Here is an 18530-nt window from a genome sequence, read left to right on the forward strand (position 1 = left end):
AAGCAGAACCCCGCCTTCGGCCTCGGCTCCTACACGGAACTGCCCTCCTCCAACCCCGCCGTCCTCGCCTTCCTGCGCGAATACGAGGACGACCTGGTGCTGTGCGTCCACAACTTCTCCCGGTTCGCGCAGCCGACCGAACTGGACCTGCGGGAGTTCGACGGACGCCACCCGGTCGAGCTGTTCGGCGGAGTGCGCTTCCCTGCCATCGGCGAACTGCCGTACCTGCTCACGCTGGGCGGTCACGGCTTCTACTGGTTCCGGCTCACCCGAGTCGCATCCCGCATCGGCCGTCGGCCGTGAGCACTGCGCCGACGAAAGGAGGCGTGACCATGCCGAAGACCGCATCCCTCCGCCCGAGCCGGGCGCTCCTCGCGGAGCCCATGGCGTCCCTCGCCGGGCTCCTGCGGGAGTGGTTGCCCCGGCAGCGCTGGTTCGCGGGCAAGGACCGGCCCGTCACGGAGCTCGGCCTGCTGTCGATGACCGAGCTCTTCCCCGGCTGCCTGCACCTGCTCGTCCACGCCGGACACGGAGGCGTGCCCTCCCCCGGCGGGGGCCTGCCACCGGGGGACTGCTACCAACTGCTGCTCGGCGTGCGGGAACACCCCGCGCCGCGGCTCGCCCGGGCCCTGATCGGCCAGGTGCACGAGGGGCCGCTGGCCGGGCTGACGGTGTACGACGCGCTGCACGACCCGCGCTCGGCCCAGCTGCTCCTGGAGCGGCTCCGGCATCCGGGCTCGGCGGGGCCCCTGCGTTTCGAGGCGGACCCGTCCCGGCCGGTGCCCGGCGGCCTCGCGCCGCGGCTGCTGGACGCGGAGCAGTCCAACTCGTCACTGGTGTACGGCGACGCGTTCATCCTGAAGCTGTTCCGGCGGATCCAGCCCGGCGTCAACCCCGACCTGGAGGTGCCGGACGCGCTGGCCCGGCAGGGCTGCCGCCGGGTGCCCGCGCCGGTGGCCTGGCTGCGCACGACGCACCCGCAGGAGGCGACGCTCGGTGTGCTCCAGCCGTTCCTGCGGGACGCCTCCGACGGCTGGACGCTCGCCCTGAACGCGCTCGCCGCGGGCGACGACTTCACCGCCGAGGCCCGCCAGCTCGGCAGCGCGACGGCGGAGGTGCACCTCGCGCTGGCGTCGGCGTTCCCGGTCGGCGCCCCCGGCGAGATGGGTCCCACGGCGACGGGGATGACCGAGCGGCTCACCGCCGCCGCGCACTCCGTGCCGGCGCTGCGGCCGTTCGTCCCCGGCCTGCGCACCGCGTTCGCCGCGCTCACCAGCTGCGACCCCGGGCCGCCCGCCCAGCGCATCCACGGCGACCTGCACCTGGGGCAGGTGCTGCGGGCCGGCCGGGACTGGTTCGTCATCGACTTCGAGGGCGAGCCGTCCCGCCCGCTCGCGGAGCGGCGCAGCGTCCACTCCCCGGTGCGGGACATCGCGGGCATGCTGCGCTCCTTCGACTACGCCGCCCGGCAGCGCCGCCCCTGGCGCCCGGAGTGGGCGCGCCGCTGCCGCGAGGCGTACTGCGCCGGCTACGCGGCGAGCGCCGGCTGGGATCCGCGCAAGAAGCACGGACTGCTGCGTGCCTATGAGACCGACAGGGCCGTGTACGAGGTGCTGTACGAGGCCCGGCACCGCCCCGACTGGCTACCCGTGCCGATGGCGGCCATCGAGCGCCTCGCCGTGAGAGGAGACTGACCCGTGGCTCTGCGTGACACCTCGCTTCCCGAGCCGTCCGGCCCCGTTCCCTGTGGGACCGCGCCGCCGCTGGACGCCACCGACCGGGGGCGCCTGCTGGCGGGCGCCCACCACGATCCGCACGGCCTGCTGGGCGCCCATCCGGTGCCCGGCGGGGTCGTGTTCCGGGCCCTGCGGCCCTTCGCCCGGGCGGTGAGCGTGCTCGTCGGCGGCGAGCGCAGGACCCTCGCCTCGGAGGGCGACGGGCTGTTCTCCGGGCTGCTGCCGCTCGACGCGGTCCCCGAGTACACGCTGCTCGTCACGTACGCCGACGGCGAGCAGGAGACGCACGACCCGTACCGTTTCCTGCCCGCGCTCGGCGACCTCGACCTGCATCTGATCCGGGAGGGCCGGCACGAGGAGCTGTGGAAGGCTCTCGGCGCGGAGCCCATGACGCACCAGGGCGTGGCCGGCACCCGCTTCACCGTGTGGGCGCCGAACGCGCAAGGCGTGCGCGTCGCCGGTGACTTCACGTTCTGGGACGGCACCGCGTTCCCGATGCGGTCCCTCGGCGCGTCCGGCGTGTGGGAGCTGTTCCTGCCGGGCATCGGGGAGGGCGCCCGGTACAAGTTCGAGATCACCTCCCGGTACGGCCACCGCTTCCTCAAGGCCGACCCGATGGCGCGCCGTGCCGAGGAGCCGCCCAACACGGCGTCGATCGTGACGGCCTCGCACTACGAGTGGGGCGACGCCGAGTGGATGGCGCACCGCGGGGACACGCCCGTGCACGAGGCGCCGTTCTCCGTGTACGAGGTCCATCTCCCGTCCTGGCGCAAGGGGCTGACGTACCGTCAACTCGCCGAGGAACTGCCGGAGTACGTCAAGGACCTCGGTTTCACGCACGTCGAGCTGATGCCGGTCGCCGAGCACCCCTTCGGGCCGTCCTGGGGTTACCAGGTCACCTCCTACTACGCGCCGACCGCGCGCCTGGGCTCGCCCGACGACTTCCGGTACCTGGTCGACTCCCTGCACCGGGCCGGCATCGGCGTGATCATGGACTGGGTGCCGGCGCACTTCCCGAAGGACGACTGGGCGCTGGCCCGGTTCGACGGCGACCCGCTCTACGAGCCCGGAGACGCGCGGCGCGCGGAGCACCCGGACTGGGGCACCTACGAGTTCGACTTCGGGCGCACCGAGGTCCGCAACTTCCTGGTGGCCAACGCCGTCTACTGGTGCGAGGAGTTCCACATCGACGGACTGCGCGTGGACGCGGTCGCCTCGATGCTGTACCTCGACTACTCGCGCGACTCGGGCCAGTGGACGCCGAACGCGTACGGCGGCCGGGAGGACCTGGACGCGATGAGGTTCCTCCAGGAGATGAACGCCACCGTGTACCGGCGCGCGCCGGGCGTGGTGACCATCGCCGAGGAGTCCACGGCCTGGGGCGGGGTGACGAAGCCCACCGACAGCGGCGGGCTCGGGTTCGGCCTGAAGTGGAACATGGGCTGGATGCACGACTCCCTGGAGTACATGTCGAAGGAGCCCGTGCACCGCAAGTACCACCACCACGAGATGACCTTCGCGATGGTGTACGCGTACAGCGAGAACTACGTCCTGCCGATCTCCCACGACGAGGTCGTGCACGGCAAGCGCGCCCTGGTGTCGAAGATGCCGGGCGACTGGTGGCAGCAGCGCGCCAACCACCGGGCGTATCTCGCCTTCATGTGGGCCCACCCCGGCAAGCAACTCCTCTTCATGGGGCAGGAGTTCGCGCAGGGCGCGGAGTGGTCCGAGGAGTCCGGCCCGGACTGGTGGCTGCTCGACCCCGAGTACTCGGCCGAGCCCGACCACCGCGGCGTACGGGACCTCGTGCGCGACCTCAACGCGCTGTACCGGTCGACGCCGGCGCTGTGGCAGCGGGACACCGACCCGGCCGGTTTCCGGTGGGTGGCCGTGGACGCCGCCGACGACAACGTGTACGCGTTCATCCGGTACGACGCCGACGGTGCCCCGCTGCTGGCCGTGTCGAACTTCTCGCCGGTCGTCCGGGAGGACTACGGGCTGTGGGTCGGTGACGAGCACGTCGCCTGGCAGGAGGTCCTCAACACCGACGCGACGCGCTACGGCGGCAGCGGCGTCGGCGAGCCCGGCCCGGTGAAACCGGAGAACGGGCAGCTGCGGCTGACGCTGCCGCCGCTGGCCACGGTGTGGTTCCGGCCGACCCCGAGGTGACGCCGGCCCCGGCGCGAGGTGTTTGAGTGCCCCTGCCGGGGCATTCGGGGTCGTACGCGTACGACCGGACCCCCTCCCGCCCGGCTCAGCCGGCCGGGAGGGGGCCCCGCGTCGTCGCAGCCGACCACAGAAGGGGTGCATGCCGTGCGGACCGTCGGAGTGGAGGAGGAGCTCCTCCTGGTCGATCCCGAGACGGGTGAGCCGCGGGCGATGTCCGCGGCCGTGCTGGCCCGCGCGGAGCGGGACGACGCGGACCAGGACGTCTTCGAGAAGGAACTCCACGAGCAGATGCTGGAGTTCGCCACGCACCCCCAGTCCGACATGGCGGCGCTGCGGGCGGAGATCGGGCGCTGCCGCGAGGAGGCCGCCCGGCACGCCGGCGGACTCGGCTGCACGGTCGCCGCGCTCGCCACGTCGCCGCTGCCGGTGAGCCCGGCGGTCGGCATGAACCGGCGCTACCAGTGGATGGCGGAGCAGTACGGCATCGCGACCCGTGAACAGCTCGTCCTCGGCTGCCACGTCCATGTGTCCGTGGAGTCGGACGAGGAGGGTGTCGCGGTCGTCGACCGGCTGCGGCCGTGGCTGTCGGTGCTGTCGGCGATCAGCGCCAACTCGCCGTTCTGGCAGGGCAGCGACAGCGGGTACAGCAGCTATCGCAGCCGGGTGTGGCAGCGCTGGCCGTCGGCGGGGCCGACCGAGGTGTTCGGCTCGGCGGAGCGGTATCACCGGCGGGTCGCGGACATGGTGGCCACCGGCTCGATCCTCGACGAGGGGATGATCTACTTCGACGCCCGGCTCTCCCAGCGGTATCCCACGGTCGAGATCAGGGTGTCGGACGTGTGTCTGCGGGCCGACACGGCCGTGCTCGTCGCCACGCTGGCCCGGGGCCTGGTGGAGACCGCCGCCCGCGAGTGGCGCGAGGGGCGGGAACCGATCGACCACAGTGTGAGCCTGCTGCGGCTGGCCGCCTGGCGTGCCGCCCGCTCCGGCCTGGCGGACGAGCTGCTGCATCCGGCGACCATGCGGCGGATGCCCGCGGAGACCGTCGTACGGGCGCTGCTGGAGCACGTCGAGGACGCGCTGGGCGAGAGCGGTGACCTGGAGAGGGTGCGGGAGACCGTGGCCGGGCTGCTGCGGGACGGCACCGGCGCGGACGTGCAGCGCGCGGCGCTGCGGCGCACGGGCAGCCTCAGGGACGTCGTCACCGAGTGCGTGCGCCACACGCAGGAGTGACCGGCCCGAAGTGACGCGCCCCGCGCAGGAGTGAGCGCCCCGTCGCCGGCCGGCTCCGCTCAGAACATCAGGACCAGGGCGTAGGCCAGGAAGAACGCCGCGACGAGCACGCACAGCACGAGGATCACCGTCAGGGGCGCCTTGCCCCAGCCCTTGGGCGGGTTGTGCGTCTCGCGCGGGCCCGCCTCGGGCATGCTGCTCTCCGCCGGGGGCGTCTCCCCGGGCGGCACGCCGCCGCCCGGCTCCAGGCCGGTGGTGCGATCGGGTTCGGGATCGGGATTCATGTGACTCATGCCGTCCGAGTCCCCCGATCACGGCGGGATCACCAAACGAGTACCACTTACGGGTTCGCCGCCCCGCGGGGTTTTCGCCTCCGCTAGATTCGGGCAGCGCCGATGACGCTACTCGTCGGCCAGGTCACAGCCCGTACACGTCAGGAGCAGCGCATGCGCGACTTCGCCATCGCTCCGTCGGCGGCCACGCCCCTGACCGGCGGGCTCGCCGACAGTGTCTTCGAGACGGCCGCCCGCAACCCCACCCTGCCCGTGCTGGCGCGCCGGCCCGACCCGGCCGTCCAGCAGTGGGAGGAGGTCAGCGCCGTCGAGTTCCGCGACGAGGTGGTGGACGTGGCCCGGGGGCTGATCGCGTCCGGGATCTCGCCGGGGCAGCGCGTCGCGGTCATGGCGCGCACCCGGTACGAGTGGACGGTGCTGAGTTACGCGCTGTGGGCGGTCGGCGCGGAGATCGTGCCGATCTATCCGACGTCGTCGCGGGACCAGGTCGAGTGGATCCTGCGGGACGCCGCGTGCGTGGCGGTGGTGGTCGAGGACGAGCAGGGCGTGATGACGGTCGGCTCGGTGTGCGCGACGCTGCCGTACCTGCGGCACGTGTGGCAGTTGGACGCGGGGGCGCTGCGGGACCTGGCGGCGCGGGGCGAGTTCGTCCCGGCCACGACGGTCGACTCGATGCGCCGCATCGTGCTGCCGGACTCCACCGCGGTCATCGCGTACACGTCGGGGACCACGGGCCGTGCCATGGGCTGCGCGCTGAGCCACCGGGGCCTCGCCATGCCCTGCGACACGCTGCTGGCCGGCTGGGGGCACACGGCGGCGCCGCCCGGCGAGCAGGGCGCGGTCCTCGCGTTCCTGCCGTTCTCCCACGTGTACGGGCTGATGATCCAGGGCCTGTGCCTGCGCGGCGGGCTGCTCATGGGGCACGAGCCCGACCTGAGCGAGGCCGCTTTGCTGGCGGCGCTGCACTCCTTCCGGCCGACGTACCTGTACGCGGTGCCGTCGCTGTTCGAGAAGATCTACAAGACCTTCCTGCGCAAGTCCCAGGAGGCGGGGCGCGGGGCGCTGTTCGAGCGGGCCGCCGGCACGGCGCGGGACTTCGCCCTCGCCCTGGAGCGGCAGCGGCTCGGGCACGGCCCCGGGCCGGGCTTCGACCTGCGGCTCCAGCACGCGCTGTACGAGCGGATGGTGTACCGCAAGCTGCGGTCCGCGCTGGGCGGCCGGGTGCGCCGCGGCACGTCGGGCGGCTCGCCGCTGAGCCGGGAGCTGTCCCTGTTCTTCGAGGGCATCGGCATCTTCGTGCACGACGGCTACGGGCTGACGGAGACCAGCGGCGGCGTGACCATGCAGCCCCTGGGCCGGGAGAAGTCCGGCACCGTGGGGCAGGTGCTGCCGGGCATGGAGATCCGGGTCGCCGACGACGGGGAGATCCTGGTGCGCGGGCCCTCGGTGTTCCAGGGCTACGTCAACGACCCGGAGGCGACCCGGGCGGCGCTGCGCGGCGGCTGGCTCGCCACCGGCGACCTCGGGCACCTCGACGCCGAGGGCTATCTCACGATCACCGGCCGCAAGAAGGACGTGATCATCACCAGCGGCGGCAAGAGCGTGTCGCCGGCCGCGCTGGAGCAGCGGCTGCGGATGCATCCGCTCATCCACCAGGCGGTGGTGGTGGGCGACAACCGGCCGTGCGTCGGGGCGTTGATCACGCTGGACCCGGAGTTCCTCGCGACCTGGCGGGCCGCGCTGGCGTGGGGGAGCGAGACGCCGGGCCGGGAGGCGCGGGAGGAGAACGCGCTGCGCGAGGAGGTCGCCCGGGCGGTGGCGGCGGCCAACAGCGCGGTGTCGCGGTCGGAGTCGATCCGGGTGTTCCGGGTGCTGCCGGAGCCCTTCGAGGTGGCGAACGGGCTGCTGACACCGTCGATGAAGCTGCGCCGCGACGAGGTGGTGCGGCGCTACGCGCTGGAGATCGACGCGATGTACCGGGCGCGGTCCCGGTCCGGCCCGCGCACCTCGCCGGACGAGCCCGCCGTGTGGGACGACTCGGACAACGTGTTCCGCTGACGTGGAGCGGGCCGGCGGCCACCGGGCGCGTAGGAGCCCGCCGACTGGGAACTAGCCAACGAAGGGACGCACAGAAAGGCCGACAACGGCGCTGACGTCGGGCCGGAAAGGCGACATGGCAACCGAGCCGCGTTGGGACAGGACACTGGCTGCCAAGGAGATCTCGAGCCGCACCGCGAGCTTCGCGGGGGCGCTGCACAACGTCACGGGTGCGCGCCTCGTCGCGGAGGAGTTCCTGCACGAGCTGTCGAGCGTGTCACCGCCGTCGGCTCCGGAGCACTGGGACGACATCCTGCTGGTGGTGACGGAACTGGCCGCCAATGCGGTGCAGTACGCCCCCGGGCCGTTCGAGCTACGGCTGCGCCGTACCTTCGACGGGGTCCACGTCGTGCTGCGCGACACGAACACGACACCGCCCGCGCCGCGTCCGTTCCACCCCAGTCGCGGCGGTGGCGGGATCGGCTGGCATCTGATTCACACGCTGTGCGACCAGGTCAGCGTGGTGCCGAGCGACAGCGGCAAGGACATACACGTCTTCCTGCCTTGGTGAGTGTCCCGGTGGCGGGCCCGCTTGCGGGCCCGGGCGGGTTCAGTGGTGGCCGGGCGCGGTGCGCACCGGCACGAGCACGGTGATGGTCTTCCCGCCCCCGGGGCGCCGGTCGATGGTGATCTCCCGGGCGAGGCGGATGATGAGCGGCCAGCCGTAGCCGCTGCCGTGATGCCCGGCGGGCAGGGAGCCGGAACCGTAGGCGACCGGGGGGACGATGTCGCTGCGGTCGTGCACGGCGATCCGCACGCCGTCCTCGACGGCCCAGGCGTCGAAGCCGGCCAGTCCGTCGCCGTGCCGTATCGCGTTGGTGACCAGCTCGGACACGACGAGCAGCAGGTCGATGACGTCCTCGTCGCGCGGCCTGCGGCCCGCGTCGGCGTCCCCTCTGCGGCGCACCACCGACTCCGCGTACGCGCGTGCCGTCGCGGCGCTGGTCACCTCGGCCGGTGTCGGCGCACCGGGCGGCGGACCGCCGTGCGCGGTGGGCCCGGTCCCCTCGGTCAGCTCCATGCGTGTCGTGTCCCCGTCATTCACTCGCTCCGTTCCGTCGCCGCGCCCGCGCCCGTCGGCCTCCCGCTCCCAACGGGTCCACTGTCCGGCGCGTACGACCCGATTCTGTCGGTGGGCACAGTGCTCCCCTTCCTCAGGGCCCGTGACATGGTCCGGCCCGGCGGGCGGTCGCGCCCGCCGGGGCGGCTCCACAGCAGCGGATACCCCGGTCGCGCTCCCGCATGTCCCACGGACGGGTCCCTGCATGCACCGCTGATTAAGGGGTAAGCGCGGGGGCGCGGTGCCGTTTGCCGGCAGGAGCCCCGATCCGGACCCGTCCGGAACCGGCACACGCACCGCGGACGTTCACAGGGTGGCCCGCCCCGGCCGTCAGGACTCGTTGGAGGTATTCGTGCCCATTGCCCAGAACCCGCTGTCCGTCGAGGTGACCCTGCCCCGGGAGGACGTCGCACTGCTCAAGGTGCAGGGGTACCTGGACGTCGACACCGCGACCGAGTTCCAGCACCACCTCGCCAACCAGTTGCACCACGGCCGACGCCATTTCCTGCTCGACCTGTCGGCCGTGCCGTTCATGGACTCCTCCGGGATGAACATCATCCTGCGCGTCTACCAGGAGGTGCGGGAGATGCCGGGCAGCGTCCACGTCATCTCCCCCGCCCCGGCCGTGCAGCGCATCCTCGACCTGACGGGCGTGAGCATCACCGTGCCGGTGTCGCAGAGCGCCGAGGAGGCGCTGGAGCTCGTCGACCGCGGCCCCGAGGCCTCCGACGGTGCGCAGACGCGGGCCGACAGCGAGAGCTGACGCCCCGTCCGGAGGTGACGGCCGTCGTCGCCGGAACCGGTGTCGTGCGAGGTCGGGCGCTCGTTAGAGTGGGCGTCCGGCAGAAGTGGCGTCGTCCCTCACCCAGCCCGTAGGGGTGTGGTGCGGCGCGGCGCGGACGAGCTGTGAGGAGTGAAGCACGTGCCGGAGCACGAAGCGGAGGGAACGCTCGGGTCGCCGGCGCGGGAGGTCGGGGACTTCCTGCGCCGCCGCCGAGAGCAGATCGCCCAGCGGTGGGCGGACGAGCCCCTCTTCCGCACCGTGTTCACCGTCTCGCGGGACGAAGCGGTGGAGGCGGGCAAGGCCGTGGTCGACGCGCTGGCCCAAGTGGCCGACACGGAGCGCGTGGAGGACCCGGACGCCGCCGGATTCACCATGATCCGCGAGCAGTTGGCCCGCATGGGAGCCGCACGCTCCCGGTCCGGGCTGACCACCGCGCAGGTCTCGACCGAGCTGGACAGCCTGCGGCCCCCGGTGGAGAACCTGCTGGCCGACGAACTCGCCGACACGTCGGCCGGCCATGTGCGGGCGTGCACGACCACGCTGACCGTGCTGCTGGGCACGCTGCGCGTCGTCGTCATGCAGACGGCGCTGAGCGAGGGGCAGGCCCTCATCGACCGGCAGCGGCTCCAGCTGCTGGAGGTGGCCACCCCCGTCATCAAGCTGTGGGACGGCATCGTCGCTGTCCCGCTGATCGGCACGCTGGACAGCGCCCGCAGCCAGGTGGTGATGGAGACGCTGCTGGAGTCGGTCGTCGAACAGCACGCCCGGTTCGCCATCCTGGACATCACCGGCGTGCCGACGGTGGACTCGCTGGTGGCGCAGCACCTGATGAAGACCGTCGCCGCGGCCCGGCTGATGGGCGCGGAGTGCATCGTCTCCGGCATCCGCCCCGCCATCGCCCAGACCATCGTGCACCTCGGCCTGGACCTCGGTTCGGTGGTGACCCGGGCGGGGCTCGCCGACGCGCTGGCGTACGCCCTGCACAAGCTCGGCGCGGACATCGTGAACGCGCCGTCCGGCAGCGCGGGTTCACGGTGAGCGAAGCGTTTCCCGGGCCCGTCACGGGACACGTGCCGGTCTTGCGGCTCGGCGACGTCCTCCTGGTCACGCTCCAGGGGGACCTGCACGACAGCTCGGCACAGCAGCTCCAGCAGGACATCGCGGAAACCATCGTGCGCAGCGGGGTGACCGGCGTCCTGCTCGACCTGTCGGGGGTGGAGATCGTCGACTCCTTCCTCGGCCGGGTGCTCGCCGAGATCGCGGCGCAGGCCGAACTGCTGGCCGCGCAGACGGTGGTGGCGGGCATGCGCCCGGCCGTCGCCATCACGCTGGTGGAACTCGGCCTGACCCTGCCGGGACTGCGCACCGCGCTCAGCACGGAGGCGGGTCTGGAACTGCTGAAGCGGGACGCCCGGACGGCGCCCCGGGCCGGCCGCAGACGCCGGGAGAGTCCGTGATGCGGACGGGCGCGGGCGTGGAGGCCCGCCTGCCGATCCGTTCGGACCTCGACCTGGTGTGGGTGCGTCAGCACGTGCGGCAGGCGGCGGCGCAGCTCGGCTTCGGACTGGTGGCCCAGACGAAGCTCGTCACGGCGGCCAGCGAGCTGGCGCGCAACACGCTGGTGCACGGCGGAGGCGGCCACGTCGACGTGGCGCACGTCGTCCAGGGCACGGTCGACGGGCTGCGGCTGACGTTCGTCGACGACGGGCCGGGCATCACGGACCCGGAGCTGGCGCTCAGTGACGGCTACACCTCGGGCGACGGGCTGGGGATGGGCCTCGGTGGCGCGCGGCGCCTGGTGCACGAGTTCACGCTGGAGAGCGCGCCCGGACGGGGCACGTCGGTGCGGGTGACGTCGTGGGCGGGGCTGCCGCCGCGACCGCGTGAGGAGGCGTGATGCCGCGCGTGTGGGACGTCCCGGTACGGGACTCGACGCGGGTGCGGGACGCGCGGGTGGCCGCCGAGCAGGCCGCGGGGCTGGCCGGTCTCGACGAGCGGCGCACCGCCTCGGCCGCCCTGGTGGCGACCGAGCTGGCGACCAACCTCCTCAAGCACGCGGAGGGCGGCCAGGTCCTCATCGACGTGGTGCCGCCGCCGGTCCTGCCGGCCGGGCGGGACGCGTCGCGGGTGGTGCAGATCGCGGCGATCGACCACGGCCCGGGCATCGCCGACGTGGCGGCCGCGCGGCGCGACGGGTTCTCCACGGCCGGGTCGCTGGGCGCCGGGCTCGGTACGTGCCTGCGCATCGCCGACGACTTCGACCTGCACAGCGCGCCCGGCCGGGGCACGGTGGCGCTGGCCCGGGTCGGCGCCGCCACCGCCACCGCGGGACGCACCCGGCCCGCGCCGCCGGCCGGGCCGCGGGCGGGCGGTGTGAACGTGCCGTTCGAGGCGGCGGACTACTCGGGCGACGCCTGGGCCTGGGTGCGGTCGGAGGACCGGCTGACGCTGATGCTCGCCGACGGGCTCGGGCACGGTCCGGAGGCCGCCCGCGCCTCGACGGCGGCGGTGACGGCGCTGCGGGAGGCGGCCGCGCTGCCGCCGGGCGAGGTGCTGCGGCGGCTCGACTCGGCGCTGTCCGGCACCCGCGGGGCCGCCGTGGCGGTGGCCCAGGTCGACACCCGTACCGAACGGCTGCGGTTCGCCGGCGTGGGGAACGTGGGGGCGCGGCTGTGCCAGGGCGGCACCTGGCGTCACCTGACGTCCCGGCCCGGCATCGTCGGGGTCCACCGGCACGCGACCGTGCGCGAGGAGGAGACCGGCTGGGGCCACGACCGACTGCTGATCATGCACACCGACGGCCTGCCCAGCCGCTGGACGCCGCCGTCGGACCCGCGGCTGTGGGAGACGGACCCGGCGGTGACGGCCGCCGTGACGGTCCGGGACGCCAGCAGTTGCGCCCGGCCCGTGCGGGACGACACCGCCGTGGCCGTGCTGACCCCGGGGCCGGTCGCCGCATGACGCGCGCCTGGGAGATCTCCTCGGCCGGTGAAGCGGCCGAGGCGCGTGTCGCGACCGCCCGGCTCGCCGCCGCGTACGGCGTGCCCGCCCTGGAGCGCACCCGGCTGACGGCGTCGCTGAGCACCCACCTGCGGCAGTGCCTCACCAAGGGCGGCACCTGGCGGCTCACGGTGGAGGCGCCGCCCGGCGGGGACGGCCTGCTGCACGTCGTGGTGACGCCGCCGCGGGAGGCGTCCGCCGCCGGGGAGACGCCGTGGAGCACGGCCGTCGCCTGCCCCGGTACGGCCGAGGCCCCGGCCGGGGAGCCGTCGGCGCCGGCCGCCGAGGACGGCGGCTTCGCCGAGGCGCTGCTCGGCGCGGACGAGGACACCGCGCTGGTGCTGGACAAGCTCTCCGAGCAGGAGGAGCTGGTCGCCTTCCACCGGGAGGAACTGCACCAGACCAACCAGGGCGTGCTGGCGCTGCACGCGGAGCTGGACGCGGCCGGGCGTGCCCAGCGGGAGGCGTTCGCGGCGGAGCGCCGGGCACGCCGGGAGGCGGAGGCCGCCCGGCGCAGGCTGACGTTCCTCGCGGACGCCAGCGCCGTGCTGACGTCGTCGCTGAACCACGACGAGATCGTGCGGCTGCTGCCCGACCTGCTGGTGCCCGAGTACGCCCGGAGTGTCGACGTCTGGCTGTTCGACCACGACAGCGGCTCCGAGCGGCAGGGCCCGGTGTCGCACCCGGCGGCGGCCGTACGGGCGGCGCGCACCGGACGCCCGCAGTACGCCGCCGACCACCCCGGCGGCCTGCCCGGCGTGGACGACCAGCCGCCGTCGGTCCTGGAGCCGCGCCGGCCGCTGCTGTGCATTCCGCTGGTGACCCGGCAGGCGCCGCTGGGCGTGCTGACCCTGTCGCCGCCCGGCGCCCGCTGGGACCCGGACGACGCCGTGATGCTGATCGAGCTGACCCGCCGGGCGAGCATCGCGATCGACAACGCCCGGCGCTTCGAGCACAACCGCGACATCGCCGAGACGCTCCAGCGCGCCCTGCTCACGGACCTGCCGGAGACGCCCGGCCTCGGCCTCGCGGCGCGCTACCTGCCGGCGACGCGCGGGCTGAACATCGGCGGCGACTGGTACGACGCCTTCCGCCAGCGCGACGGGAGCCTCATCACCATCGTCGGCGACGTCACCGGGCACGGGCTGCGCGCCGCCGTCATGATGAGCCAGCTGCGCACCGCGCTGCGCGCCTACGCCGTGGACGGCGGCAGCCCGGGGCGGCTGCTGACGCGGCTGCACCAGTTCCTGCACCACCTCCAGCCCGATCTGTACGCCACGGCCGTCATCGCCCGGTTCCACCCCGACGACCCGACCCTGACGTGGGCCGCCGCCGGCCATCCCCCGCCGGTGCTGCGCACCCCGGACGGGCGGGTGCGCACGCTGGACGCCCGGCCCGGCGCCATGCTCGGCATCCCGCTGCACCAGGAGATCCCCGACCACACGGTGCGGCTGTCGCCCGGCTCGACGCTCGCGCTCTACACGGACGGTCTCGTGGAGCGGCGCGCGCACGGCATCGACCCGGGCATCGAGCGCCTCGCCGCCGCGCTCGGCGGATTCGGCACGGAGGAACTCGACGCGGACCTGTACGGCTCGGCCGACCGCATCCTGCGGCCGCTGCTGAGCGACTCCGAGCGGGACGACGACGTGTGTCTGCTGCTGTGCCACTTCCGCGGCGCGATGACGGGCTGACCGGCACGGCGGCCGCGCGCCCGTGCCGTAGGGCGCGCACCCGGTCGTTCACGCGCGACGGGTGCGTTCCGGCCGTGCGAGGAGCATGGTGGTGACCTGCGCTTTCGTCAGCCTGCCCCGCCCGGCTGGCGGAACCGGCGCGGACACGGTGGGATCGATGAGGTGCGAAGCAGCGATCCAGGGGCATGCGAATGGCGTTCGTGACAGACCGCCTGGAGCCGCAGAAAGGGATGGACACCGTGACACGACCCAGGATCCTGGTGGTCGGCGCAGGCTTCGCCGGCGTGGAGTGCGTCCGCCGCCTCGAGCGCAGGCTCGCCCCCGACGAGGCCGACGTCACCCTGGTGACGCCGTTCGCCTACCAGCTCTACCTGCCCCTGCTGCCCCAGGTCGCCTCCGGCGTGCTGACTCCCCAGTCGATCGCCGTGTCCCTGCGCCGCAGCAAGAAGTACCGCACGCGGATCATCCCGGGCGGCGCCATCGGCGTCGACCTCCGGTCGAAGGTCTGCGTCGTGCGGACCATCACCGACCGGATCGTCAACGAGCCGTACGACTACATCGTGCTGGCCCCCGGCAGCGTCACCCGCACCTTCGACATCCCGGGCCTGACGGACAACGCGTTCGGCATGAAGACGCTCGCCGAGGCCGCCTACGTCCGCGACCACGTCATCTCCCAGCTCGACCTCGCCGACGCCAGCCAGGACCCGGCCGAGCGGGCCTCCCGGCTGCAGTTCGTGGTCGTCGGCGGCGGTTACGCCGGCACCGAGACCGCGGCCTGCCTCCAGCGCCTGACGCACGCCGCCGTCCGGCGCTACCCGCGACTGGACCCGCACCTGATCAGGTGGCACCTCATCGACATCGCGCCGAAGCTCATGCCGGAGCTCGGCGAGAAGCTCGGGCGCAGCGCGCAGGAGATCCTGCGCCGGCGCGGCATCGAGATCTCCCTCGGCGTCTCCATCGAGAAGGCGGGACCGGAGGAGGTCACCTTCACCGACGGCCGGGTCATCCCCACGCGCACCCTGATCTGGACCGCCGGTGTCGTCGCCAGCCCGCTCATCGCGACGCTCGGCGCGGAGACGGTGCGCGGGCGGCTCGCCGTCAACGCCGAGCTCAACCTGCCCGGGCACGACGGGGTGTTCGCGCTCGGCGACGCGGCGGCGGTGCCCGACCTGGCCAAGGGGGAGGACGCGGTCTGCCCGCCCACCGCGCAGCACGCCCAGCGGCAGGGCAAGCACGTCGCGGACAACGTCATCGCGACCCTGCGCAACCAGCCGCTGCAGCCGTACGTCCACAAGGACCTCGGTCTGGTCGTGGACCTCGGCGGCCGGGACGCGGTGTCCAAGCCGCTCGGGATCGAACTGCGCGGCACGCCCGCCCAGGCCGTGGCGCGCGGCTACCACTGGTCGGCGCTGCGCACCAACGTGGCGAAGACGCGCGTGATGACCAACTGGCTGCTCAACGCGGTCGCCGGCGACGACTTCGTGCGCACCGGGTTCCAGGCCCGCAAGCCCGCCAAGCTGAAGGACTTCGAGTACACCGACTCGTATCTGACGCCGGAAGAGGTGCGGGCGCAGGTCGAGGGGGCGGGCGGCCCGGACGGCCCGAAGTGAGCCGCCGGGCGCGGCCCGTGGACGGGGTGCCCCGCCGGCCTGCGACGATCGGTACGGGCCCGGTACACGGTCCGGGCCCGGCATGACGCGGGAGTGAGTGCGGCCAGGTGAGGACAGCGGGACGGTCGGCGCGGGCGCGGCTGCGGGATCGCTTCGCGGCGTCCGACCCCGGCCTGCTGCGGCTGACGGCCGCGCTGCGCACCGTGGGCGCCATCGTGCTCACGCTGGCGGTGCTCGCGCCCCTGCGGACCGGCGTGACCCATCTGGTGGCCGGCGCCATGGCGGCGATGGTCGCCACCTTCTCCATCCGGGAGAAGCAGCGCGGCGCCCAGGCCGTGACGCTGGCGCTCGGTCTGCCCGTCGCCCTGGCCTCGGTGTCGCTGGGCGCGCTGCTGCACCCTCATGTCCTCGCCGGTGACACCTTCTTCGTCGCGCTGATCTTCGCGGCCGTCTACGGCCGCAGGTTCGGCGACCGGGGCACGGCGCTCGGTCTCGTCGCTTTCCAGGTCTACTTCCTCTCGCTGTTCGTCGGTGCCGAGGCGGGCGAGCTGCCGCGGCTGTACGGCGTCATCTGCGTGGCGTTCGTGTGCAGTGGCGTGGTGCGTTTCGGGATCGTGCCGCAGACCCCGGCGGGCATCCTGGAGCGGCTGCGGCAGGCGTTCCGGGCCCGCCTCGCCCAGTTGGTGTCCGCGCAGTCGGACCTCCTCGACGCCGGTCCCGGCGACATCGACAAGGCGCTCGAGGCCGTACGCGACGGCACGGCGCGGCTGCACGAGTCGGCCCTGATGATCCAGTCGCGGCTGGAGGAGGGCACGCCGGACGAGTCGGCGGCGCGGCTGGTGCAGCGCCGCGTCGCGGACGCCGAGATCGCGGCCGAGCGGCTGGGCCTGCAGTTGCTGACCGCGCGCAGCGCCGAGCGGACGGACACGCTCACCCTGCACCTGCCGGGCGCGCCCGTGCCCGAGGCGGGGCGGCTGCCGGTGCGGGACGAGGCGATCGACACCGTACGGCGGGATCTGGCGGCGCTGCGGCTGCTCGTGCTGCGGCCGCCCGCCGAGCACGCGGGGACGGCGCTCGCGCACGTCCGCAACCGGCTGCTCGGCTATCGCGACGAGGAGAACCTGCCGGCGGCGTCGCCCGCCGTGCAGGACGTCTTCCGGGGCATCGGCGAGGCGGCCCGCGCGGTGCTGGGACTGCGGCTGGCGTTCGAGGGGCCGCAGGACGAGTCGGACGACTCCCCCGCGACCGCCCGCTCCCGCGAGGAGCTGGACGCGGAGGACGCCGCGATCGACGCCGGGGAGGAGGCCGACGAGGAGGAGCCCGGCGGTCTCGACCGGCCCACGACGCGCGCGGCGGCGCAGGTCGCGGTGGGGTCGGCGCTGGCGATCGCGGGCGGCGAGCTGATGTCCAGCAATCGCTGGTACTGGGCGGTGCTGACCTGCTGGATCGTGTTCCTGAACACGACGTCGACCGGCGAGATCGTGGTGAAGGGCTACCGGCGGCTGCTGGGCACGGTGTTCGGCGTGGTGGCGGGCATCGCGCTGGCGGGCCTGGTCGGGCCGCACACGTGGGTGGCGTTCGCGCTCGTGCTGCTGTTCGTCTTCGCGATGTTCTACACGGCGCCGCTGTCCTACACGCTGATGTCGTTCTTCGTGACGGCGATGCTGGGGCTGCTCTACACGCTGCTGCACACCTACAGCCTGTCCGTGCTGCTGCTGCGGGTGGCGGAGACGGCCCTCGGCGCGGCCTGCGGGGTGTTCGCGGCGGCGTTCGTGCTGCCGGTGCGGACCGACCGGCGGACGAACGAGTTGCTTCGGACCGTGCTGGAGCGGCTCGCCGACGTCACGGAGGAGGCCGTCGACCAGCTCAGCGGCGGGCCCGCGGCCGATCTGCTCGACAAGGCGCGCGATCTGGACCAGGCGCTGTCCGACCTCAGGTCCGCGACGCAGCCGCTCACGCATCCGATCACGCCGCTGCGGGCCCGGCGGGACACCGCCCGGTACGTCGTGGCGATGCTGGAGACCTGCGCGTACCACGCGCGTTCCCTGGCGGCGACGGCCGAGCTGCTGCCCACGCATCCGTCCATCGCGGCGGATCCCCGGCTGCGCGGGGCGGTGCGGCGCACCGTGCGCAACATCGGGGCGATCGCCGCGCGGGTGGCCGACGAGCACGCCGACGCGGAGGTCGAGACGGGGCCGAGCATCGCGTCCCTGCTGGAGCCCGGCCGGGCCGGCGCGGAGCGGTACGGGCGGGTCACCGGCCGCGTGCTGCGGCATCTGGAGCGCCTGGACGAGGCGGTCGCGGGGCTGGCCCGGCCGCTCGGGGTGCCCGTCGCGCGGCCGAATCGGTGACCCGGGCCGGGCGGCCGTCGACCGGCGGACGGCCCGGTCAGAAGTCGGTGGGCAGGCCGCTGGCCTCGGCGATGCCGCGCAGTTCCTCGTCCTGACGGTGGCGTTCGCGGATGTGCTCGGCGATCTCACCCAGCCGCTCCGGATCGGAGGCGGTGTCCGCGTCGGTGACGACCCGGACCGGGCCCGTGTCGTCGACGGTGATCTCGACGACCTCGTTGTCCAGGCGTCCGGTGACGGCGGTGGCGATGACCAGCGCCGCCTCGTCCCGCACCTCCTGCGGCAGGTCCCGGGCGTCGTCGCCGTCCAGCGAGAAGTCGAGGGTGGACAGCTCCTGCCGGTCGATGGCCCGCAGCACGGGTTCGACGACTCTGAGGAGCAGCTGGTAGTCCTCGGTGGCCATCCTGACGCGCAGGAGATCGAGATACATCTGCACGGGCCGGCCGTCCTCCGGGGGGATCTCGGATTCGCTCATGCCCCACGGGTTCCCCGCCGCGCGCCGCTCAGAC

Annotated in this window: 17 protein-coding genes; 14 read left to right on the forward strand and 3 right to left on the reverse strand. The window is 73.7% G+C overall.

The window, feature by feature from the left end; genetic code table 11:
* The 4 genes from ACZ7D7_RS28295 to ACZ7D7_RS28310 form a co-directional block, all read left to right on the forward strand.
* Positions 1-303, forward strand: a 303-nt coding sequence (locus tag ACZ7D7_RS28295) for an alpha-glucosidase C-terminal domain-containing protein (protein ID WP_470827924.1), incomplete at its 5' end; no start/stop codon positions are given.
* Between the two features lie 29 nt (positions 304-332).
* The gene (locus ACZ7D7_RS28300; RefSeq protein WP_470827925.1) at positions 333-1694 is read left to right on the forward strand and encodes a maltokinase N-terminal cap-like domain-containing protein; all 1362 of its coding nucleotides are present in this window, start codon (positions 333-335) and stop codon (positions 1692-1694) included.
* 3 nt (positions 1695-1697) lie between these two features.
* Positions 1698-3905: a 1,4-alpha-glucan branching enzyme gene (glgB, locus tag ACZ7D7_RS28305; RefSeq protein WP_470827927.1), complete on the forward strand. Its 2208-nt coding sequence runs from the start codon at positions 1698-1700 to the stop codon at positions 3903-3905.
* Between the two features lie 144 nt (positions 3906-4049).
* Positions 4050-5138, forward strand: coding sequence for a glutamate--cysteine ligase 2 (locus tag ACZ7D7_RS28310; RefSeq protein ID WP_470827928.1), 1089 nt, complete (start codon positions 4050-4052; stop codon positions 5136-5138).
* A 59-nt stretch (positions 5139-5197) separates the two neighbouring features.
* On the opposite strand, the gene ACZ7D7_RS28315 is transcribed toward ACZ7D7_RS28310, so the two are convergent.
* The gene (locus ACZ7D7_RS28315) at positions 5198-5431 is read right to left on the reverse strand and encodes a DUF6480 family protein (protein ID WP_470827929.1); all 234 of its coding nucleotides are present in this window, start codon (positions 5429-5431) and stop codon (positions 5198-5200) included.
* A gap of 153 nt (positions 5432-5584) precedes the next feature.
* On the opposite strand from ACZ7D7_RS28315, the gene ACZ7D7_RS28320 reads away from it, so the two are divergent.
* Positions 5585-7489, forward strand: a complete 1905-nt coding sequence (locus ACZ7D7_RS28320; RefSeq protein WP_470827930.1) for an AMP-dependent synthetase/ligase — start codon at positions 5585-5587, stop codon at positions 7487-7489.
* 115 nt (positions 7490-7604) lie between these two features.
* Entirely contained in the window at positions 7605-8039 is a 435-nt protein-coding gene (locus tag ACZ7D7_RS28325; RefSeq protein WP_470827931.1) for an ATP-binding protein, read from the forward strand.
* 39 nt (positions 8040-8078) lie between these two features.
* On the opposite strand, the gene ACZ7D7_RS28330 is transcribed toward ACZ7D7_RS28325, so the two are convergent.
* A complete protein-coding gene (locus ACZ7D7_RS28330; protein WP_470827932.1) occupies positions 8079-8549 on the reverse strand; it encodes an ATP-binding protein in 471 nt (156 codons plus the stop codon).
* Between the two features lie 391 nt (positions 8550-8940).
* On the opposite strand from ACZ7D7_RS28330, the gene ACZ7D7_RS28335 reads away from it, so the two are divergent.
* From ACZ7D7_RS28335 to ACZ7D7_RS28370, 8 genes are all read left to right on the forward strand, one after another.
* The gene (locus ACZ7D7_RS28335) at positions 8941-9351 is read left to right on the forward strand and encodes an STAS domain-containing protein (protein WP_470827933.1); all 411 of its coding nucleotides are present in this window, start codon (positions 8941-8943) and stop codon (positions 9349-9351) included.
* Positions 9352-9510: 159 nt separating this feature from the next.
* Positions 9511-10410: an STAS domain-containing protein gene (locus ACZ7D7_RS28340; RefSeq protein WP_470827934.1), complete on the forward strand. Its 900-nt coding sequence runs from the start codon at positions 9511-9513 to the stop codon at positions 10408-10410.
* Positions 10407-10829, forward strand: a complete 423-nt coding sequence (locus tag ACZ7D7_RS28345; protein WP_470827935.1) for an STAS domain-containing protein — start codon at positions 10407-10409, stop codon at positions 10827-10829. The genes ACZ7D7_RS28340 and ACZ7D7_RS28345 overlap by 4 nt, the downstream gene beginning before the upstream one ends.
* Positions 10829-11269, forward strand: a complete 441-nt coding sequence (locus ACZ7D7_RS28350) for an anti-sigma regulatory factor (RefSeq protein ID WP_470828192.1) — start codon at positions 10829-10831, stop codon at positions 11267-11269. The genes ACZ7D7_RS28345 and ACZ7D7_RS28350 overlap by 1 nt, the downstream gene beginning before the upstream one ends.
* The gene (locus ACZ7D7_RS28355) at positions 11269-12333 is read left to right on the forward strand and encodes a SpoIIE family protein phosphatase (protein ID WP_470827936.1); all 1065 of its coding nucleotides are present in this window, start codon (positions 11269-11271) and stop codon (positions 12331-12333) included. Before ACZ7D7_RS28350 ends, ACZ7D7_RS28355 begins: the two co-directional genes overlap by 1 nt.
* Positions 12330-14063 (forward strand): PP2C family protein-serine/threonine phosphatase, encoded by a 1734-nt coding sequence (locus tag ACZ7D7_RS28360; protein WP_470827937.1) that lies wholly within the window; start codon positions 12330-12332, stop codon positions 14061-14063. Before ACZ7D7_RS28355 ends, ACZ7D7_RS28360 begins: the two co-directional genes overlap by 4 nt.
* A gap of 230 nt (positions 14064-14293) precedes the next feature.
* Positions 14294-15673 carry an NAD(P)/FAD-dependent oxidoreductase gene (locus ACZ7D7_RS28365; RefSeq protein WP_470828194.1) on the forward strand — a complete coding sequence of 460 codons (1380 nt, stop codon included), beginning with the start codon at positions 14294-14296 and terminating at the stop codon, positions 15671-15673.
* A gap of 107 nt (positions 15674-15780) precedes the next feature.
* Positions 15781-18024, forward strand: a complete 2244-nt coding sequence (locus ACZ7D7_RS28370) for an FUSC family protein (RefSeq protein ID WP_470827938.1) — start codon at positions 15781-15783, stop codon at positions 18022-18024.
* 37 nt (positions 18025-18061) lie between these two features.
* Here ACZ7D7_RS28370 and ACZ7D7_RS28375 read toward each other — a convergent pair whose 3' ends face one another.
* A complete protein-coding gene (locus ACZ7D7_RS28375) occupies positions 18062-18496 on the reverse strand; it encodes a hypothetical protein (RefSeq protein ID WP_470827939.1) in 435 nt (144 codons plus the stop codon).
* Positions 18497-18530 lie beyond the last annotated feature (34 nt).

It is taken from the genome of Streptomyces sp. NPDC037054 (assembly GCF_055606745.1).

What these genes read in the sequence shown, in the direction of transcription:
- ACZ7D7_RS28300 (WP_470827925.1), top strand. Translation starts at nt 333, where the DNA reads ATGCCGAAGACCGCATCCCTCCGCCCGAGCCGGGCGCTCCTCGCGGAG.
- ACZ7D7_RS28315 (WP_470827929.1), bottom strand. Translation starts at nt 5,431, where the DNA reads ATGAGTCACATGAATCCCGATCCCGAACCCGATCGCACCACCGGCCTG.
- ACZ7D7_RS28320 (WP_470827930.1), top strand. Translation starts at nt 5,585, where the DNA reads ATGCGCGACTTCGCCATCGCTCCGTCGGCGGCCACGCCCCTGACCGGC.
- ACZ7D7_RS28325 (WP_470827931.1), top strand. Translation starts at nt 7,605, where the DNA reads ATGGCAACCGAGCCGCGTTGGGACAGGACACTGGCTGCCAAGGAGATC.
- ACZ7D7_RS28330 (WP_470827932.1), bottom strand. Translation starts at nt 8,549, where the DNA reads ATGGAGCTGACCGAGGGGACCGGGCCCACCGCGCACGGCGGTCCGCCG.
- ACZ7D7_RS28350 (WP_470828192.1), top strand. Translation starts at nt 10,829, where the DNA reads ATGCGGACGGGCGCGGGCGTGGAGGCCCGCCTGCCGATCCGTTCGGAC.
- ACZ7D7_RS28355 (WP_470827936.1), top strand. Translation starts at nt 11,269, where the DNA reads ATGCCGCGCGTGTGGGACGTCCCGGTACGGGACTCGACGCGGGTGCGG.
- ACZ7D7_RS28360 (WP_470827937.1), top strand. Translation starts at nt 12,330, where the DNA reads ATGACGCGCGCCTGGGAGATCTCCTCGGCCGGTGAAGCGGCCGAGGCG.
- ACZ7D7_RS28365 (WP_470828194.1), top strand. Translation starts at nt 14,294, where the DNA reads ATGGACACCGTGACACGACCCAGGATCCTGGTGGTCGGCGCAGGCTTC.
- ACZ7D7_RS28375 (WP_470827939.1), bottom strand. Translation starts at nt 18,496, where the DNA reads ATGAGCGAATCCGAGATCCCCCCGGAGGACGGCCGGCCCGTGCAGATG.